The 15,089-nt window shown below is 55.3% G+C and carries 17 protein-coding genes; 13 read left to right on the top strand and 4 right to left on the bottom strand.

Going from position 1 to position 15,089, the window contains the following annotated elements; all coding sequences use genetic code 11:
• The first annotated feature begins 15 nt into the window (after positions 1-15).
• Genes ACZ439_RS00325 through ACZ439_RS00315 form a run of 3 tightly spaced genes read left to right on the top strand, consistent with a single transcriptional unit; the run spans position 16 to position 2,903 of the window.
• Positions 16-672 carry a TadE/TadG family type IV pilus assembly protein gene (locus ACZ439_RS00325; RefSeq protein ID WP_141335833.1) on the top strand — a complete coding sequence of 219 codons (657 nt, stop codon included), beginning with the start codon at positions 16-18 and terminating at the stop codon, positions 670-672.
• Positions 673-674: 2 nt separating this feature from the next.
• Complete coding sequence (locus ACZ439_RS00320; RefSeq protein WP_230875932.1) at positions 675-1,199, top strand: A24 family peptidase; 525 nt, start codon at positions 675-677, stop codon at positions 1,197-1,199.
• 51 nt (positions 1,200-1,250) lie between these two features.
• A complete protein-coding gene (locus ACZ439_RS00315; protein ID WP_464620465.1) occupies positions 1,251-2,903 on the top strand; it encodes a DUF6382 domain-containing protein in 1,653 nt (550 codons plus the stop codon).
• Positions 2,904-2,916: 13 nt separating this feature from the next.
• On the opposite strand, the gene ACZ439_RS00310 is transcribed toward ACZ439_RS00315, so the two are convergent.
• The gene (locus ACZ439_RS00310) at positions 2,917-3,306 is read right to left on the bottom strand and encodes a RidA family protein (protein ID WP_054796437.1); all 390 of its coding nucleotides are present in this window, start codon (positions 3,304-3,306) and stop codon (positions 2,917-2,919) included.
• A gap of 292 nt (positions 3,307-3,598) precedes the next feature.
• On the opposite strand from ACZ439_RS00310, the gene ACZ439_RS00305 reads away from it, so the two are divergent.
• Both ACZ439_RS00305 and ACZ439_RS00300 read left to right on the top strand, forming a co-directional pair.
• Complete coding sequence (locus ACZ439_RS00305) at positions 3,599-4,483, top strand: PP2C family protein-serine/threonine phosphatase (RefSeq protein ID WP_464620464.1); 885 nt, start codon at positions 3,599-3,601, stop codon at positions 4,481-4,483.
• 160 nt (positions 4,484-4,643) lie between these two features.
• On the top strand, positions 4,644-4,934 hold the full coding sequence (locus ACZ439_RS00300) for a Dabb family protein (RefSeq protein ID WP_054796439.1): 291 nt from the start codon (positions 4,644-4,646) through the stop codon (positions 4,932-4,934).
• Between the two features lie 8 nt (positions 4,935-4,942).
• Here the strand turns inward: ACZ439_RS00300 and ACZ439_RS00295 are convergent, their stop codons facing one another.
• Together ACZ439_RS00295 and ACZ439_RS00290 are read right to left on the bottom strand one after the other, a co-directional pair.
• A complete protein-coding gene (locus ACZ439_RS00295) occupies positions 4,943-5,374 on the bottom strand; it encodes a DUF2269 family protein (RefSeq protein WP_054796440.1) in 432 nt (143 codons plus the stop codon).
• Between the two features lie 144 nt (positions 5,375-5,518).
• Positions 5,519-5,851, bottom strand: a complete 333-nt coding sequence (locus ACZ439_RS00290; RefSeq protein ID WP_127605747.1) for an ASCH domain-containing protein — start codon at positions 5,849-5,851, stop codon at positions 5,519-5,521.
• Positions 5,852-5,929: 78 nt separating this feature from the next.
• Between ACZ439_RS00290 and ACZ439_RS00285 the strand changes: the two genes are divergently transcribed.
• The 3 genes from ACZ439_RS00285 (at position 5,930) to abc-f (ending at position 10,721) form a co-directional block, all read left to right on the top strand.
• Positions 5,930-7,003 (top strand): M42 family metallopeptidase, encoded by a 1,074-nt coding sequence (locus ACZ439_RS00285; RefSeq protein WP_464620463.1) that lies wholly within the window; start codon positions 5,930-5,932, stop codon positions 7,001-7,003.
• Positions 7,004-7,048: 45 nt separating this feature from the next.
• Positions 7,049-8,992 (top strand): ABC-F family ATP-binding cassette domain-containing protein, encoded by a 1,944-nt coding sequence (locus ACZ439_RS00280; RefSeq protein ID WP_155613975.1) that lies wholly within the window; start codon positions 7,049-7,051, stop codon positions 8,990-8,992.
• Positions 8,993-9,107: 115 nt separating this feature from the next.
• A complete protein-coding gene (gene abc-f / locus ACZ439_RS00275; RefSeq protein ID WP_054799417.1) occupies positions 9,108-10,721 on the top strand; it encodes a ribosomal protection-like ABC-F family protein in 1,614 nt (537 codons plus the stop codon).
• Between the two features lie 107 nt (positions 10,722-10,828).
• On the opposite strand, the gene ACZ439_RS00270 is transcribed toward abc-f, so the two are convergent.
• A complete protein-coding gene (locus tag ACZ439_RS00270) occupies positions 10,829-11,017 on the bottom strand; it encodes a hypothetical protein (RefSeq protein ID WP_054796473.1) in 189 nt (62 codons plus the stop codon).
• A 107-nt stretch (positions 11,018-11,124) separates the two neighbouring features.
• Between ACZ439_RS00270 and ACZ439_RS00265 the strand changes: the two genes are divergently transcribed.
• Genes ACZ439_RS00265 through ACZ439_RS00245 form a run of 5 tightly spaced genes read left to right on the top strand, consistent with a single transcriptional unit; the run spans position 11,125 to position 15,089 of the window.
• Positions 11,125-11,463, top strand: a complete 339-nt coding sequence (locus ACZ439_RS00265; RefSeq protein WP_054796442.1) for a thioredoxin family protein — start codon at positions 11,125-11,127, stop codon at positions 11,461-11,463.
• A gap of 45 nt (positions 11,464-11,508) precedes the next feature.
• A complete protein-coding gene (gene kapB, locus ACZ439_RS00260) occupies positions 11,509-11,892 on the top strand; it encodes a kinase-associated lipoprotein KapB (RefSeq protein ID WP_054796443.1) in 384 nt (127 codons plus the stop codon).
• 19 nt (positions 11,893-11,911) lie between these two features.
• Complete coding sequence (locus ACZ439_RS00255) at positions 11,912-13,306, top strand: sensor histidine kinase (protein WP_464620462.1); 1,395 nt, start codon at positions 11,912-11,914, stop codon at positions 13,304-13,306.
• A 6-nt stretch (positions 13,307-13,312) separates the two neighbouring features.
• Positions 13,313-13,972 carry a response regulator transcription factor gene (locus ACZ439_RS00250; RefSeq protein ID WP_054796444.1) on the top strand — a complete coding sequence of 220 codons (660 nt, stop codon included), beginning with the start codon at positions 13,313-13,315 and terminating at the stop codon, positions 13,970-13,972.
• A gap of 37 nt (positions 13,973-14,009) precedes the next feature.
• The gene (locus ACZ439_RS00245; RefSeq protein WP_054796445.1) at positions 14,010-15,089 is read left to right on the top strand and encodes a Gfo/Idh/MocA family protein; all 1,080 of its coding nucleotides are present in this window, start codon (positions 14,010-14,012) and stop codon (positions 15,087-15,089) included.

Raw genomic sequence — 15,089 nt, 5'->3', positions numbered from 1 at the left:
TTGGAGGTGAACAGCATGCGGTGGGTGAAAGATCGTGAGGGCGGAATTGTCTTGGAAGCGGCGTTGGTGCTGCCGCTGTTCTTCTCGCTGCTTCTGCTGCTCGTATCGTTTATCCGTCTGTCTCTATGCGAAATGGCGCTTCAATCCACGGTTTCCGAAACGGCAAAAGTAATCGCCTCGAATATGTATCCGGTCGAGCTGTTGTACAACGAGGCGAAGCAGCAATGGGCCGCGAGTGCGCCCGGCGTTTGGCTCGATCAGGTGGTGACGCAGGCTAACGCCGCAAGGCAGCAGGTAGTGGACGCGGAATCGTTCACCGATAATTACAGCCGCTTCATCCCGGAGCCGATTGTGCGCCTGATGGCTTGGGAGAAATCGTATCGGGAACAGCTGGAGGCGAAGGGCGGCGAGTCGACGCAGGAGCTGAAAACGAGCATTCGCCGTCATGCGGCGGAAGCGGCGACGCCGATAATCGCCTCGTTTGCGGAAACCGGCATCTTACAACCGGAAAAGCTGAAAGTGACGGATTTACAGCTGCCGGATTTCAACGCGGGGACATCGGCATACGTCACGGTTGAAGCGCAGTACAGCTATACATTTTTGCTGCCGTTTTTCAAAAAAACGGTTGTGCTGCGCAAAAAAGCGACGGAACGCGCCTGGATCGGAGGATGAACATGTGGGCTTGGTGGATGGTTGGAATGATGCTTGCGCTTGCTTTTGCAACGGATATTCGTAAACAAATCATACCGAATTGGTTAACGGCAGCGGGGATTGGCGCCGGTTTGCTCGGGCATGGAATGGCTCAAGGCGGGTACGGGCTTGCTTTCTCGGCGGCGGGGCTGGCATGCGGATTTATACCGATGCTGCTGCTATATGCGGTGGGCGGCGTAGGGGCCGGAGATGTCAAGCTGTTTGGTGCGTTAGGGGCCATGACGGGCGCTGTTTTTACACTGTATGCGATGGTCGCCTCATTATTTTTCGCCGGTTTGATTGCCTTGATCGTCTTTATTTGCCGGCATGATCGCATGGTTCGGTTAAAAGAGACGTTTGCGATCGTATTTCAGCTCTGGATTTTACGCGACTTATCGGGATTCACGAGCAGTCACCGCGAGGACGGCAAGCTTCGCTTTCCTTTCATGTGGGCGGTGCTGCCCGGGACGGTTTACTCGTTTATTTATGGGGGGGACGGATTGTTTTGAGCCAGGCGCAGGAAAAGATGAAGATCGGATCGGAATAAAGGGGGGATGAACTTGACACAATCGATCTACGGGCTTCAGGTCGATTACAAGAAACAACAGGGTCACTTTATGACATTAACGGCCCCTGAGGGTCTGAAGCAGGAAGAACTGTCCGAGTTTCAATTGCGGATGGTGTCAGCGAATCGGATACCGAAGCTGCTTGAGCTGCAAGTGGAAGCAAAGGACGCCAGGCTGACTTTGTTTTACAATATTACAGGCAAACGTATGTTAACGCAGGGGCTTAGAATCGAGCCGCTTTCTTTGAAGCAATACTACGGGCTGCTGCTGCAAATCGTTGAAGTGCTCGACGACAGCAGCGTGTATATGCTGCAGCCTGGACGTTACTTGCTTAAAGAGGATTTTATTTTTTACGGGTTCGGGCTTGATGATCTGTATTTGACTTATGTGCCTAAAGAACATTTGGACGGGAAGGCGTCGGTTTCCACAGATTTGCAGCATTTGGCCTCCCGCTGGATCCATCGGGTCGTAGAACTGCAGGGTAACGGCTTTCAGGAGGTGATGCGTTACTTGCAGGAAGAAACGTTCAACCTCCCGGAGCTGAAGCGGTTACTGCTGCGGCAGCTGGAGCGTTCGCCGGGTTCGGCAGCGGCAGCAGGTCCATCCGCCGTCATTCAGGAAATGATGGAGGCGGGAGCCTCGTCTGCTGTTCGCCCTGACTTGGTTCCGCCTGCACCTCCCCTGTTCAAGGAGACGCCCTGGGAGGACGAGGCTGTGATACCGGTACCCGATAAATCGGAAAAGCAACCCTTTGAACCGCTTAAGAAGCGGCTGTTTCTCCTGCTGGGAGCTGTGCTCGTGCTTTGCTTCGTTTGGAAGCTGTATGCGGAAAATCCGAACGAGCAGAAGCTTTACTTGAGCGCGGGAAGTACGGTTTTCTTGGGAGCTGCTTTACTATGGGGTTATCGGAGAATGGGACGGGAACGCGGGTATGAACGACCCGGCTCCATCGAACTAGGCAGCGCTGGCGTATTGGCGCCGAAAGCAGAGGAGGAGGCAGCCAGGCACGCATTTTTGAGCCGTGCCGGACTGGTGGAAGAATTGTATACGCCGGTGGACGATCGATCGACGCTTGCCGAACCGGACGGTTATGCGGTCCGGGCGCAAGCATGGGATAAAGCTGGCGATAACCCGATCTGGTCGTCCGCATGGAATAAGAATGAAGCCGGAGATTATGCGCTCCAGTCGTCGTCCGCAAGGAACGAGGCTGGTCACGTTGCGGCAGGTCCATCTCTGTGGCAGCATTCTTCCGTCCATTCGGAATTAAGCGGTCGAACGACGCTGCTGCTTCCATCGGATGCCACCGTCCTGCTTGGCCCGCCGCACGCAGGCATTCATGTGAAAATGCCGTATTTGGAAGTATCGCGAAGCGGGAGCGGGGGGAGCCTGGAGCGAATCGATCTGAGCAAGCCCAGCTTCGTGATCGGACGCCAAGGGGCGGAGGCCGACTGGGTGATCGAGGAGGCAGGCGTATCCCGGCTGCACGCCGAGTTTGTGAAAGAGCCGGACGGATACGCGGTTAAAGATCTTGGATCGCGCAACGGAACATGGCTGAACGGCGAGTTGTTGGTTCCTTATCAGACGCATCCTCTTCGTGAAGGCGATATCGTAAAAATTATATCGACCGAAATCATCTATAAAATTTGAAGATCATCGCAGCTCAATCGCCCAAATAAACCATGGCTTCAATCTCAATCAGTGCGTCGGGGTGAGAGAGTCTGCTCACTTCAACCAGTGTGCTGGCAGGCTTGTCATTGCCGAAATAACGCTCGCGAACAGAGGCGATTTCAGAACGGCGTTGGATGTCTGTCAAAAAGATAGTCAGTTTGACGACATCGGAGAAAAGGACTTCCGCTTCGTCTAAAACCGACTTGATGTTTTGAAATACTTGCTCGGCCTGGATTTCGGCATTCCCCAAGCCGACAAGGCGACCAAGCTGATCGGTAGGCAGCATCCCGGATACGATCATCATGTTACCGAAGATCACGGCGTCGCTATAAAGCACGCCCGTTTTCCGGGAGTTTTTCTGAATGCGTCGGATTTTACTCATGCACAATTTATCTCCTTTTCAATTAACAATCACCGGGAGTATTCATCCGGCGTGATGTAACGATACTTCAAGTAAAAGGCTAAACTTCACTTTTTTCAATTGCGATGTTCCTTTATATGAAACAGTTAAGTGTCAGATGAAGTCGTCAAATGGACTCAAAAATTGTGGAATTTGCCATGTTGCAAGGGTGACCGGCGAACTTTTACCCCATTTTCAGGTGCATCCGCTCGGCTAAGATGATATAGTAAACATCATAACGACCGAAATCACCTATAAATTGGAGACTTGAGCCGTGAAAAAAACGATTGCCGTACACTGGCACTATGGCGCCGCCACCCATAGCGGTTGGCACCGTGCGACGAACGACGACCGCTCTTTGATACGCATTGGACTGACCGCTGGCGGAACGCCTTATGCCGTGGCGGCGCTTGCCGACGGTATGGGCGGGCTTGGGGCCGGCGGGGCGGCCGGGGACGCCGCGATGGAGGGACTTCGCACATGGCTGGAGGAGCGGCTGTCGAAGCTGCTCGATCGCAAGGACCGGTGGAGCGCGTTCGAGCGTGAAGCCGTCCGGCAATTCCAAACGATTCACGGCCAAATCGTGGAACAAAGTCATAAGCAGGGGGAGCGTCAAGGAACGACGCTTACGCTGCTTCTTTTGATCGGCGCCGTTTATTTGATCGTTCATATCGGCGACTGCCGCGTGTACAAATTTAGTCCGGGCCAAGACTTGAAGCGGCTCACCCGCGATCATACTTGGGTAAACGGACAAGTGCGGCGGGGGCTGATGTCGAATGAGACGGCACGTAAACACCCGAAGCGGAACGTTCTGCTCTCGTTTCTCGGAATGAACGGCAATCCGCGCGTCGAGGTGCAAAGCGGGCTTTACACGCCGGGGACGCTGTTCTTGCTGTCCAGCGACGGATTTCACGGATCGTTCCCGGAAACGGAAATTCGCGTCATGCTGACGGCAGCCCGGGACCGCGGGGAGGGCGCGCAGGCGATCTGCGACGAGCTGCTTTCCCGGACGCTGGAGCACCGGGCTACGGACAATATCAGTATTCTCGTGTTGAAGGCGATGGACCGGCATGCGGGCGACGACCCGATCTTGATCGGGTTAAAGCTTTTCTTGCACCGGCTGCGTCGTTTGCGGCTGTCATCCTATTTTCTTCCGTAAACGACAGCTTGGAAGCGAATCGATCTAGCTTCCTCCTTACAGGTAATGATATAATGAGTTGTCCATCAAGGTTTGGAACTTCGATGAATGGTCGGCTGTGCAAGCCGGTAAATAAGCAGAATGATACATATAATGCGTAGCAACAAAAGGAGAACGTGAGATGCTGACACACGTAGTTATGTTCAAATTGAAGGACCGCAGCCCGGAAGCCGTCCAAGCGACGGCTGGGGTGCTGAAAAATATGGAAGGCAAAATCGAGGTGCTGCGTTCGATCGAAGTAGGGATTGACGTCCTTCGTTCGGACCGCTCTTACGACATCGTGCTGATCACGAAGTTCGATTCCAAGGACGATTTGAGTGTGTACGATAACCACCCGCTGCATGTCGAAGTGAAAGCGTACCTCAAGCAGGCGGTTGACGGAACGAGCGTGTGCGTCGATTTCGAGAGTTAAGAAAAGCCCTACCACAAGGCGGGCTTCATGACCATCAAACCGAGCATAACGAACAAGACGAACATATACAAATAAAGGGCCCGGCTTAATTTGCGGACGAGAACCCCACGCTCGTGATCCGGCTGACGCAGCTTGCGGAGTGTCGGTGAGAAGGCGCGAGCCATAAAGAAGAGTGAAGCGAACAGCACGACGAACGTGCCGAATATCCACGGGGTCGTCCATGGCAGCCCGCTGAGCCACATGAGCAGCAAGCCGGAGAAGACCAGCACATGACCGGTATGTTTGGAAAGTCGCACGACGAATTGAAATGAATCCAGATAAGTATGCAGGACGGCGCCTTCGGCGCTTTGCAGCTTGCGAAGCATCGGCAAGAGGACGAAGAACGGACCGATGGATACCATCGCGCTGATCACGTGAATATAAACGAGCCAAGCGTACATGAGCGGCAAACAACCTCCAAGCAGGGGGATGGGTGAACAAACAAGAACAAGTGTAGCGAGATCGGCCGGTCGCCGGCTTGAGGAAGTCCTCAAGCGGGCAAACGGCGCCGCGCTGCACTGTTTTCATTTCAACAGGAGCTTTTCTTACAAGGCGCGAAACTCGTGAACCCACATTTTCATTTGCGGCATCCACGGCATCCCGGCATGCAAAGACATGATGTACGTCTTATAGGCCTCTACACTCGGGTAACCTTCCGTTTGCACGTTCTCGTCGGTCAATTCGCCGATCGATTGCTGGTAGACGCGTGTGACCTCATATCGATGCCCGCGCAGCTCCATAATTTCACCCGGGTCGGCGTACCGTCCGTTGCGGCGGGTAGTTGTTTTTTGGCCGCTCAATACTTTCTCAATGTCGGCTTCCACCGTAATCATCCGGTCGATTGAACAGGTTTTCGGCGGCAATGCTTCGGTTGTCATTTTGTTTCCTCCTTGAGGGTTCGTCTGCAGTTATGCAATTCCATCCAAAAGCTTACACGAAAACGAAATTCGAATCAAATGAAGGAGCGTGACGTGAACTTGAACATGAACGAGTCATATATGCTGCAGCTGCTCCGAACGCTGCTCGAAACCCCCAGTCCGAGCGGCTTTTGCGCGGATATCATGCGCCTGTTGATGCAGGAAGCCGCGGGGCTCGGTTATACGATGCAGCTGACGCCCAAGGGCAACGGCATCCTGACGGTAGAAGGGCGCGAGCCCGGCCGGACGATCGGCTTATCCGCACATGTCGATACGCTGGGCGCTATGGTGCGTTCGATCAAATCGAACGGAGCCTTGAGATTCACGCTGATCGGCGGCTACATGCTCGGCTCCGTGGAGAACGAGTATTGCCTCGTCCACACGCGTGACGGACGAACCTACACGGGGACGATTATGACCAACAAGCCGTCGGTCCACGTGTTCGCCGACGCCCGCGAGCTGAAACGCGAAGAGGCGGTCATGGAAGTGAGGCTCGACGAGCCGGTCGCATCGGAGCAGGATGTGAAGGCGCTTGGGATCGGGACAGGCGACTTTATTTCGTTCGATCCGCGCGCGCAATTTTTGCAGAACGGGTATATCAAGTCCCGCCACCTTGATGATAAAGCGGGCGTCGCGGCCTTGTTCGGACTGCTGGAATGGCTGAAAAGGGAGAACGTTCAGCCGGCCTGCACGCTTCAGCTGCTGATTAGCACGTATGAAGAAGTCGGGCACGGCGCCGCATGGATTCCCTCCGACATTACCGAATTGCTCGCCGTCGATATGGGGGCAATGGGTGACGATCTGCGCTGCACCGAGCTGGACGTCTCGATTTGCGCCAAAGACTCGTCGGGGCCTTACGATTACGCGATGACGTCGCAATTGATCCAGCTGGCTAAACGCGAAGGCTTGTCCTATGCGGTCGACATTTACCCGCAGTACGGATCCGACGCCTCGGCCGCCCTGCGCGGAGGCAGCAACATTCGCGCCGCGCTGATCGGTCCTGGTGTACACGCTTCGCATGCGATGGAACGGACGCACCGGCAAGGCATCGCTCATACCGCGGCGCTGCTCGCCGCTTACGTGACGGACCCGGCGCCCTTGTACGAGGCGTAACAGCCTTGCCCGTAAGCAGCCGCTTGAAGAGAGGAAGATGCGATCATGAATATCGTGACGGTTGAAGATTTATATAAAAGCTACGGTGAAAAAGTGCTGTTCGACGGCATTTCGTTTCAAATCAATGAGAAGGAGCGGATCGGCCTCGTCGGCGTGAACGGGACGGGCAAATCGACGCTGCTTCGGGTGATGGCCGGTCTTGAAACGACGGAGCGCGGCAAGCTGACGCACGCCAATCATTTTCACGTCGAATATTTGCCGCAGCAGCCCGAGTTCGACATGGAGTCGACGGTGCTCGAACAGGTGTTCCACGGCGATACGCCGATTATGAAGGCACTCCGCGAGTACGAATGGGCGCTCGCCGAACTCCAGCTCGCGCCGGAGGATGAGAAGCGGCAGGCGAAGCTGTTCGCCGCGCAAAGCCGGATGGACGCCAGCGGCGCCTGGGATGCGCAGACGACGGCAAAAACGGTGCTCTCCAAGCTCGGCATCCGCGACTTCGCGCAGAAGGTCGGCACCCTGTCCGGCGGCCAGCGCAAACGCGTCGCGATGGCGCGCGTGCTCATCCAGCCTGCCGACCTGCTGATTCTGGACGAGCCTACCAACCACATAGACCACGAGACGGTCGAATGGCTGGAGGGTTTCCTCGCCGGGTGGAAAGGCGCGCTGCTGCTTGTTACGCACGACCGGTACTTCTTGGACCGGGTGACGAATCGCATGTTCGAGCTGGATCGCGGCAAGCTGTACAGCTACGATGGGAACTATGCTTCGTTTCTGGAGAAAAAAGCGGAACGCCTCGAACGGGAAGCCTCCATGGAAGACAAGCGGCAGAACCTGCTGCGGCGCGAGCTGGCCTGGCTGCGAAGAGGCGCAAAAGCGCGGACGACGAAGCAGAAGGCGCGCGTGGACCGCGTCGTCGAGCTGCGCGACCGCAAGGTCGACGGTCCGTCCGGGAGCCTCGATATGTCACTGGGCGCAAGCCGTCTAGGGAAAAAGATTATGGAGCTTGAGGATGTCTCAAAAGCTTACGACACGCGCCGCATCGTCGACTCATTCAGCTACATCGTGCTGCCCGAAGACCGCATCGGCATCATCGGTCCGAACGGCACCGGCAAATCGACGTTCCTCAACATGCTGGCCGGACGGATTCAGCCGGACAGCGGCGAAATCGCCGTCGGACCGACGGTTAAGCTTGCCTACTATACGCAGGAGAGCGTCGAGATGGACGAGAAGATGCGGGCGATCGAGTACATCAAGGAAGCGGCCGAAGTGATCCGCACGACCAGCGGCGAAGCCATTACCGCTTCACAGATGCTGGAGCGGTTCCTGTTCACCTCGGCTCAACAGTGGACGCCGATCGGCAAGCTGTCGGGCGGCGAGCGCAGAAGGCTGTATTTGCTGCGGACGCTGATGGGCGAACCGAACGTGCTGCTACTCGACGAACCGACGAACGATCTCGACATTCAGACGTTGACGATTCTCGAAGAGTATTTGGAAGACTTCCCGGGTGTCGTCATCACCGTCTCCCATGACCGTTATTTCCTGGACCGGACGGCGGACCATTTGTTCGTTTTCGAAGGGGACGGGAAGGTGCGCAAGTTTTACGGCAACTACAGCGAATATTTGGAGCAGACGAAGCAGGAGCGGCAGCAGGAGAGCGATACGGCTCGTACCGGGAAGGCGGATGCACCGAAGAGTGCGCAAGGCCAGGCATCGACGGCAGGCGACCGCCGGGAGGCGAACCAGAACCGTCCGAGAAAGCTTTCTTTTAAAGAACAGAAAGAGTGGGACGAAATCGAAGGCAAAATCGCCGATATGGAAGAAAAGCTCGCGGAAGTGAAGCGGGGCATCGAGAGAGCCGGGAGCGACTACGGCAAAGTGCAGGAGCTTTACCGCGAGGAGCAGGAGCTTACCGAGAAGCTGGAGCAGGCGATGGAGCGCTGGTCGGAGCTGTCGGAGCTGGTCGAGAGCATCTCCCAACAGAAATAAAGGCGCGCTGTATAATCTTTTTGGGAAACAAGCTCTAGTTATGCTATAATATACGTTTGGAAGCTATTTGTTTTATCGTTTAGTTTTAGTCCATGGGAAAGTAGGTCATCGATTCATGATTACGGTAACTAACGTCACGTTAAGATACGGCAAACGCGCGTTATTCGAAGACGTCAACATCAAATTTACTCCGGGCAACTGTTACGGGTTGATCGGCGCGAACGGAGCGGGCAAATCGACGTTCCTGAAAATTTTATCCGGCGAGCTGGAACCGAACAAGGGCGAAGTGAGTATTACGCCGGGCGAGCGCATGGCCGTATTGAAGCAGAACCATTTTGAATACGACGAAATCGACGTGTTGAAAACGGTCATTAAAGGCCACGCCCGACTGTTTCAAATTATGGAGGAAAAGGATGCGCTTTACGCAAAGCCCGATTTCTCCGAAGATGACGGCATGAAAGCGGCGGAGCTTGAGGGAGAATTCCAAGAGCTGGACGGCTGGCAGGCGGAGTCCGATGCGGCGGAGCTGCTGATCGGTCTTGGCATCCCGAAAGATTTGCACGATATCAAAATGAAAGAACTTGACGGCAGCCAGAAGGTGCGCGTCCTGCTGGCGCAAGCGTTATTCGGCAATCCGAACATTCTGCTGCTCGACGAGCCGACGAACCATTTGGACATCGAATCGGTCCGCTGGCTGGAGAACTTCTTGTCCCGCTACGAAGGCACCGTCATCGTAGTCTCCCATGACCGTCACTTCCTGAACCAGGTATGTACGCATATCGCAGACATCGACTTCAGCAAAATCCAGCTGTACGTCGGCAACTACGACTTCTGGTACGAGTCCAGCCAACTGGCGCTCAAGCTCGTGCGGGAGCAAAACAAGAAAACCGAAGAGAAGCGCAAGGAGCTCGAGGAGTTTATTCGCCGATTCAGCGCCAATGCGTCCAAGTCCAAGCAGGCGACGTCCCGGAAGAAAACGCTCGAGAAGCTTCAGCTTGAGGACATCAAGCCGTCGACGCGCAAATATCCGTTCATTAAATTTACGCCGGAACGCGAAGCGGGCAAACAACTGCTGCAGGTTGACCGGATCAACAAAACGATCGACGGCCAGCTTGTGCTGAACAATGTCTCTTTCACCGTGAACAAAGGGGATAAAATCGCCCTTGTCGGCCCGAACGGGATCGCCAAAACGACGCTGTTCCAAATCCTGATGGGCGAAATCGAAGCCGATTCCGGTGAGTACAGCTGGGGCGTAACGACAACGCAAGCCTATTTCCCTAAAGACAACTCGGCTTATTTCCAGTCCGATATGAATTTGGTCGATTGGCTGCGTCAATATTCGAAGGATCAAGACGAGTCGTACCTCCGCGGGTTCCTGGGTCGGATGCTGTTCTCCGGCGAAGAAGCGCTGAAGAAGGCGAGCGTACTGTCCGGAGGCGAGAAAGTGCGCTGCATGCTGTCCAAAATGATGATGAGCGGTGCGAACGTACTGCTGCTCGACGAGCCGACGAACCACTTGGATCTTGAATCCATCACGGCGCTGAACAACGGCTTGATCGATTTCGACGGCACGATGCTGTTCGTTTCGCATGACCATCAGTTCGTGCAAACGATCGCCAACCGCATCATCGAGATTACGCCGGCCGGAATTATCGACAAGGTCATTACGTACGACGAGTTTCTGGAGAACGACGATATTAAGCGTCAGCGCGAGCTTGCCTACGCTTAATACAGGTCTGACGCCAGCGCGTTTGCTTCCGTCGCGCGCGACAAAAGAAAAGGATGAGCGGCAGCCCTTCCGGGCAGCCCTCATCCTTCTTTAACACCTATGGCCGATTAGCTTCCGCCGGTACGACGGCGTTGATTGTTCGGTTTCTTATTGTTCTGGCTGCGCATGACCGCGTCGCTGCCAGCCCGCTGCTGCGGATTGTTCTTCGCGTCAAGCTGAGCTTGTTTCTTCTGTGCAAGCTTGTTCTTGATCGCATCCGCCAAGCTCACCTTGCGCGGTTCTTCCGAGTTATTCATTTCCGACATTTGTATACACCTGCCTGTAGATCAATATAGTACCATCATACCGGATTTGTCCACCCGGAAGCAACATTCAAAAATAAAGCCGAGAAGGGGGCGTTGAGATGGGATTGCCCGACTGGTCGGAGAAGGAGCTGAAGGCCCTGAGTCTCCCGCCCGTTACGCCTGCGGACCGAGCGGACGAACCGACGCGTTATGTGCTGTTCCATACGCCGCTATGCGGCACATGTCAAGCGGGCCGGCGAATGCTGGAGGTCGTGGCCTCCATGGATCCGGGTCTGACAATCGGACAGACGAACATCAACTTGTGCCGGGAGCTGCCTTATGACTGGCAGATCGAAAGCGTACCTTGCCTGGTCAAACTGGAGCGCGGTGTTCCGACCGGCAAGCGGTACAGAATGGAAGGGGTCGCCGAGCTCTACGCCTGGATGAGAACAACGTAACAACGTAATCCAGCCGAAACCTGAATGAAGGAAGGGAGAATTCATATGCAATCGGATACATGTCAACCGGGTCAAATTGTTACGGCGTCATACAAAACGGGAGAGTACATCGGCGAAGTCATCGAGCTGATGTCAACCGGTAAAGCGGCTGTGCGCATTCTTGCCGTAGTGAAACATCCGGCCCAAGGCGATTTGCACAATCCGATGAACCCGGACGTGCCGTTCTTTCATGAACGCCGCGCGCTGGCCTACCAGGAGATCGCCTTAATGCCGCCGCAAACGATCGCCGCTTATCACGGTTCGATTCCGGATTACAAACAATCGCTGCTGCAGGCCCTCGATCGGGAGATCGCCAGCTTCGACCGGCTCCGCCGCTTTGCAGAGCGCTCGCTCAGCGAGCTGGAGAAGCTGAAGCAGGACTATCTCTAAGAGACGGAAGTGATTGACCATGCTGTTCGTACTCATCGGTCTATGGACAGTCGGGCTGCTCTTGCTCGTAACCGATCCGAAGCGGCTGACGACCCGATGGATCAGCAGCATTGCCTTTACCGGCGGGTCCGGGGGCTTGTCCGCGGTCATTGCCGATCAGGTGGTTCCGTACTTGCTCGAGCGACAATGGCTTACCGAGCCGGTCGCTCAACTGCTTGCGAACGCTGAGCTCATTGCGTCCCGAATTTGTTACTATGGACTGCCGTACACGTTCCTGATGTTCGCCATCGTTTATCACCCGAATTATCCGCTGTGGACTTGGCGTAAATGGTTGCCGTGGGCACTGCTTCTGCCGCTTGCCGGAACGTTCCTGTTCGAACCGAAGCCGAACGATCCGATTCCTTACGGTTATGTTACGTTCTGGGCGACGCCTTATATCCTTACCGGCATCGGCCTGCTGCTGACGGCGGCCTACCGCGAGCGCAACTCGTTCTTGCGCCGCAGCCGGTTTCTGGTTGCGGCGGCGGCGGCGCCGACGTTATTTTTTGCTCTATTCACATTATATTTATTTCCGACGTTTCTCGGCATTTATGAGCTGTGGCGGTATAACGCCTGGGTTATCGCCTTTACGATTGCGGTCATTATAGGCTCCAGCTTTCGGTACGGTTTTATGGGGCTGCAAATTTCGATCCAAAACCAGAAGCTCGATTATACGCTGCGGGCGATTACATCGGGAACGTCGATCCTGAACCATGCGATCAAGAACGACGTAGGGAAAATCCGGTTGTTTGGCGAAAAAATCAAATCCGATGCCGCAACAGGCAGTCCCGATCCGGTCGAGCTCGTGCGGGACTTGGAAGTGATTATGAACGCTTCCCAGCACATTTACGATATGATGTACCGGATTCAAGGCCAAACGCAGGAGGTCGTTCTGCAGAAGGAACGCATCGTTCCTGCCGATGTCATGCAAGAATGCCTGCGCATGCTGGCTCCGGAGTTAAGCGGCTTCGAGGTTCGCGAGGAGTATGCGTACAGGGGAGCCATGGAAGCTGACCGCGCGCAGCTCGTCGAAGTATGGACGAACGTGCTGACGAATGCGATGGAAGCGATGCCGCAAGGCGGCGTGTTAATCGTGCGTATGACGGAGACGAAACGGAAAATCGTGGTGGAAATCAAGGACAACGGAATCGGGATGGAAAAGCATCAGCTGAAACGGGTGTTCGATCCTTTTTACTCGACGAAGAGCGGGAAAAAGATGAATTTCGGACTAGGGCTGTCTTACTGCTATGCCATCGTGCATAAGCATAAGGGCACCATGAACGTGCACAGCAAGCCGGGGCTGGGCACGAGCGTATTCATGCAGTTCCCGAAGCCGAAGCAGCAGCATGATAATTCTGTTGAAGGAAAGGGTTGATCTGAGATGGAGACGAACGTCATCCGGGTTGCCATCGTGGAGGATGACCCCGATTGGCTGGTCGGCTTGAAAAGCTACTTGAACAAGGAAGCGGACATCGAGGTCGTCGGAACGGCTTCCAGCGGCGCCGATGCTGTGGAACTGCTCGAACGGACGGAAGCGGACGTCGTGCTGCTGGACATTATGATGTCCGACAGCCCGGAAGGGCTATGGGCGGCGGCCGAGATTGTGAAGTGCAGCGGCGCGCGGGTGATCATGTTGTCCTCGATGGAGGAAAAGGACATGATCTTCGAGGCTTTTAGAGCGGGAGCGGTCGATTATATGGTGAAATCGGATTTCGCTGAAATTCCGAAAGCGGTGCGCAGCGCCTATGCGAACCGCAGCGCCATCCATCCGAGCGTAGCGGCGCAAATGCGTGAGGAATTCCGGCGCTTGAAGCAGCTCGAACAGGATGTGCGGGCCAAGGAACTGCGCGAGCTGCTGACGCCAACGGAAATTCAAGTGCTCGATTTAATCGAGAAAGGGCACACGCAGACGCAAATCGCCGACAAGTTCGTCGTCTCGATCCGGACGGTGAAAGTGCATGTAGGCAACATTTTGAAGAAGCTTGGCGGAAAAAGCAGCAAAGAAGCGGCGCAAAAAGCAAAGGATATGGGCATTCTGTAAGAAGCACCATTACATCTTGAATGGGAGGAAATTTGCGATGTCTGCCAATGATCGGATTCAAATCGGCATCATCGGCGCCGGTGGTATCGGCAATGAGCATATGAAAGGCTTCCAGGCGACGCCGGGCGCCGTCGTCACGGCTGTGACGGACGTATACCAGCCGCTCGCCCTCGAACGGGCGAAGCAATACGGCATCCCGAACGTTCATGCGACCTATCAGGAACTGCTGCAGGATCCGAGGGTCGATGCCGTCGTCATAGCCGTCCCGAACGATGTGCATGCGCCGATTGCCATCGAAGCGCTGCAGGCGGGGAAACACGTGCTGCTGGAGAAACCGATGGCCATGAATGCCGCTTCTGCGAAGGAAATCGTCAAGGCCCACCATAAATCCGGCAAAGTGCTGATGCTTTCGCATCAGCAGCGCTGGGAATCCGTGTATTTGCAAGTGAAGGAGCAGATCGACAAAGGCGCGCTCGGACGCATCTACAATACGAAAGCCGGTTGGATGCGGCGTAAAGGAATACCGGGCTGGGGCTCCTGGTTTACACAAATGCATAAAGCGGGCGGCGGTCCGTTAATCGACTTAGGCGTACATATGCTTGATTTGTCGCTGCATTTTATGGGCAGCCCGAAGCCGGTGTCCGTCTTCGGTACGACCTATGCCGAATTCGGGCCGAAGCGCAAAGGGATCGGCGACTGGGGCAAGCCGGATTGGAACGGCTTCTACGACGTGGAAGATTTGGCAACCGCGCTGATCAAGCTCGAGAATGGCGGTACGATTACGCTGGACGTAAGCTGGGCGGCGAATACGACGTTCCAGGACAACGGTCCGTATATTTATTTAATGGGCACGGACGGCGGCGCTTCGCTTAAAATGGGCCAGGGCACGCTGCACACCGAGCTCTTCGACCGGACAGCCGACGTGGAAGTGAACGTGCCCGAAGGAGACGAAGGTCCACGCATTCGGATGAACGCACACTTCCTGGAATGTGTCCGCGAAGGGCGCGAGCCGATGACGTCCGCCATGTCGGGCCTGGCGAACAGTTTGGTACTCGAAGCGATTTACGAATCGTCCCGTACCGGGAACGTCGTAAACTTAGATTGGAGTTTGGATTAA

This window comes from Paenibacillus sp. JCM 9796, assembly GCF_055379675.1.
This window is presented reverse-complemented; position numbering and strand designations above follow the sequence as displayed.

What these genes read in the sequence shown, in the direction of transcription:
- ACZ439_RS00245 (WP_054796445.1), top strand. Translation starts at nt 14,010, where the DNA reads ATGTCTGCCAATGATCGGATTCAAATCGGCATCATCGGCGCCGGTGGT.
- ACZ439_RS00300 (WP_054796439.1), top strand. Translation starts at nt 4,644, where the DNA reads ATGCTGACACACGTAGTTATGTTCAAATTGAAGGACCGCAGCCCGGAA.
- ACZ439_RS00295 (WP_054796440.1), bottom strand. Translation starts at nt 5,374, where the DNA reads ATGTACGCTTGGCTCGTTTATATTCACGTGATCAGCGCGATGGTATCC.
- ACZ439_RS00250 (WP_054796444.1), top strand. Translation starts at nt 13,313, where the DNA reads ATGGAGACGAACGTCATCCGGGTTGCCATCGTGGAGGATGACCCCGAT.
- ACZ439_RS00285 (WP_464620463.1), top strand. Translation starts at nt 5,930, where the DNA reads ATGAAGGAGCGTGACGTGAACTTGAACATGAACGAGTCATATATGCTG.
- ACZ439_RS00270 (WP_054796473.1), bottom strand. Translation starts at nt 11,017, where the DNA reads ATGAATAACTCGGAAGAACCGCGCAAGGTGAGCTTGGCGGATGCGATC.
- ACZ439_RS00280 (WP_155613975.1), top strand. Translation starts at nt 7,049, where the DNA reads ATGAATATCGTGACGGTTGAAGATTTATATAAAAGCTACGGTGAAAAA.
- ACZ439_RS00255 (WP_464620462.1), top strand. Translation starts at nt 11,912, where the DNA reads ATGCTGTTCGTACTCATCGGTCTATGGACAGTCGGGCTGCTCTTGCTC.
- abc-f (WP_054799417.1), top strand. Translation starts at nt 9,108, where the DNA reads ATGATTACGGTAACTAACGTCACGTTAAGATACGGCAAACGCGCGTTA.
- ACZ439_RS00310 (WP_054796437.1), bottom strand. Translation starts at nt 3,306, where the DNA reads ATGAGTAAAATCCGACGCATTCAGAAAAACTCCCGGAAAACGGGCGTG.
- ACZ439_RS00320 (WP_230875932.1), top strand. Translation starts at nt 675, where the DNA reads ATGTGGGCTTGGTGGATGGTTGGAATGATGCTTGCGCTTGCTTTTGCA.
- ACZ439_RS00325 (WP_141335833.1), top strand. Translation starts at nt 16, where the DNA reads ATGCGGTGGGTGAAAGATCGTGAGGGCGGAATTGTCTTGGAAGCGGCG.
- ACZ439_RS00290 (WP_127605747.1), bottom strand. Translation starts at nt 5,851, where the DNA reads ATGACAACCGAAGCATTGCCGCCGAAAACCTGTTCAATCGACCGGATG.
- ACZ439_RS00265 (WP_054796442.1), top strand. Translation starts at nt 11,125, where the DNA reads ATGGGATTGCCCGACTGGTCGGAGAAGGAGCTGAAGGCCCTGAGTCTC.
- kapB (WP_054796443.1), top strand. Translation starts at nt 11,509, where the DNA reads ATGCAATCGGATACATGTCAACCGGGTCAAATTGTTACGGCGTCATAC.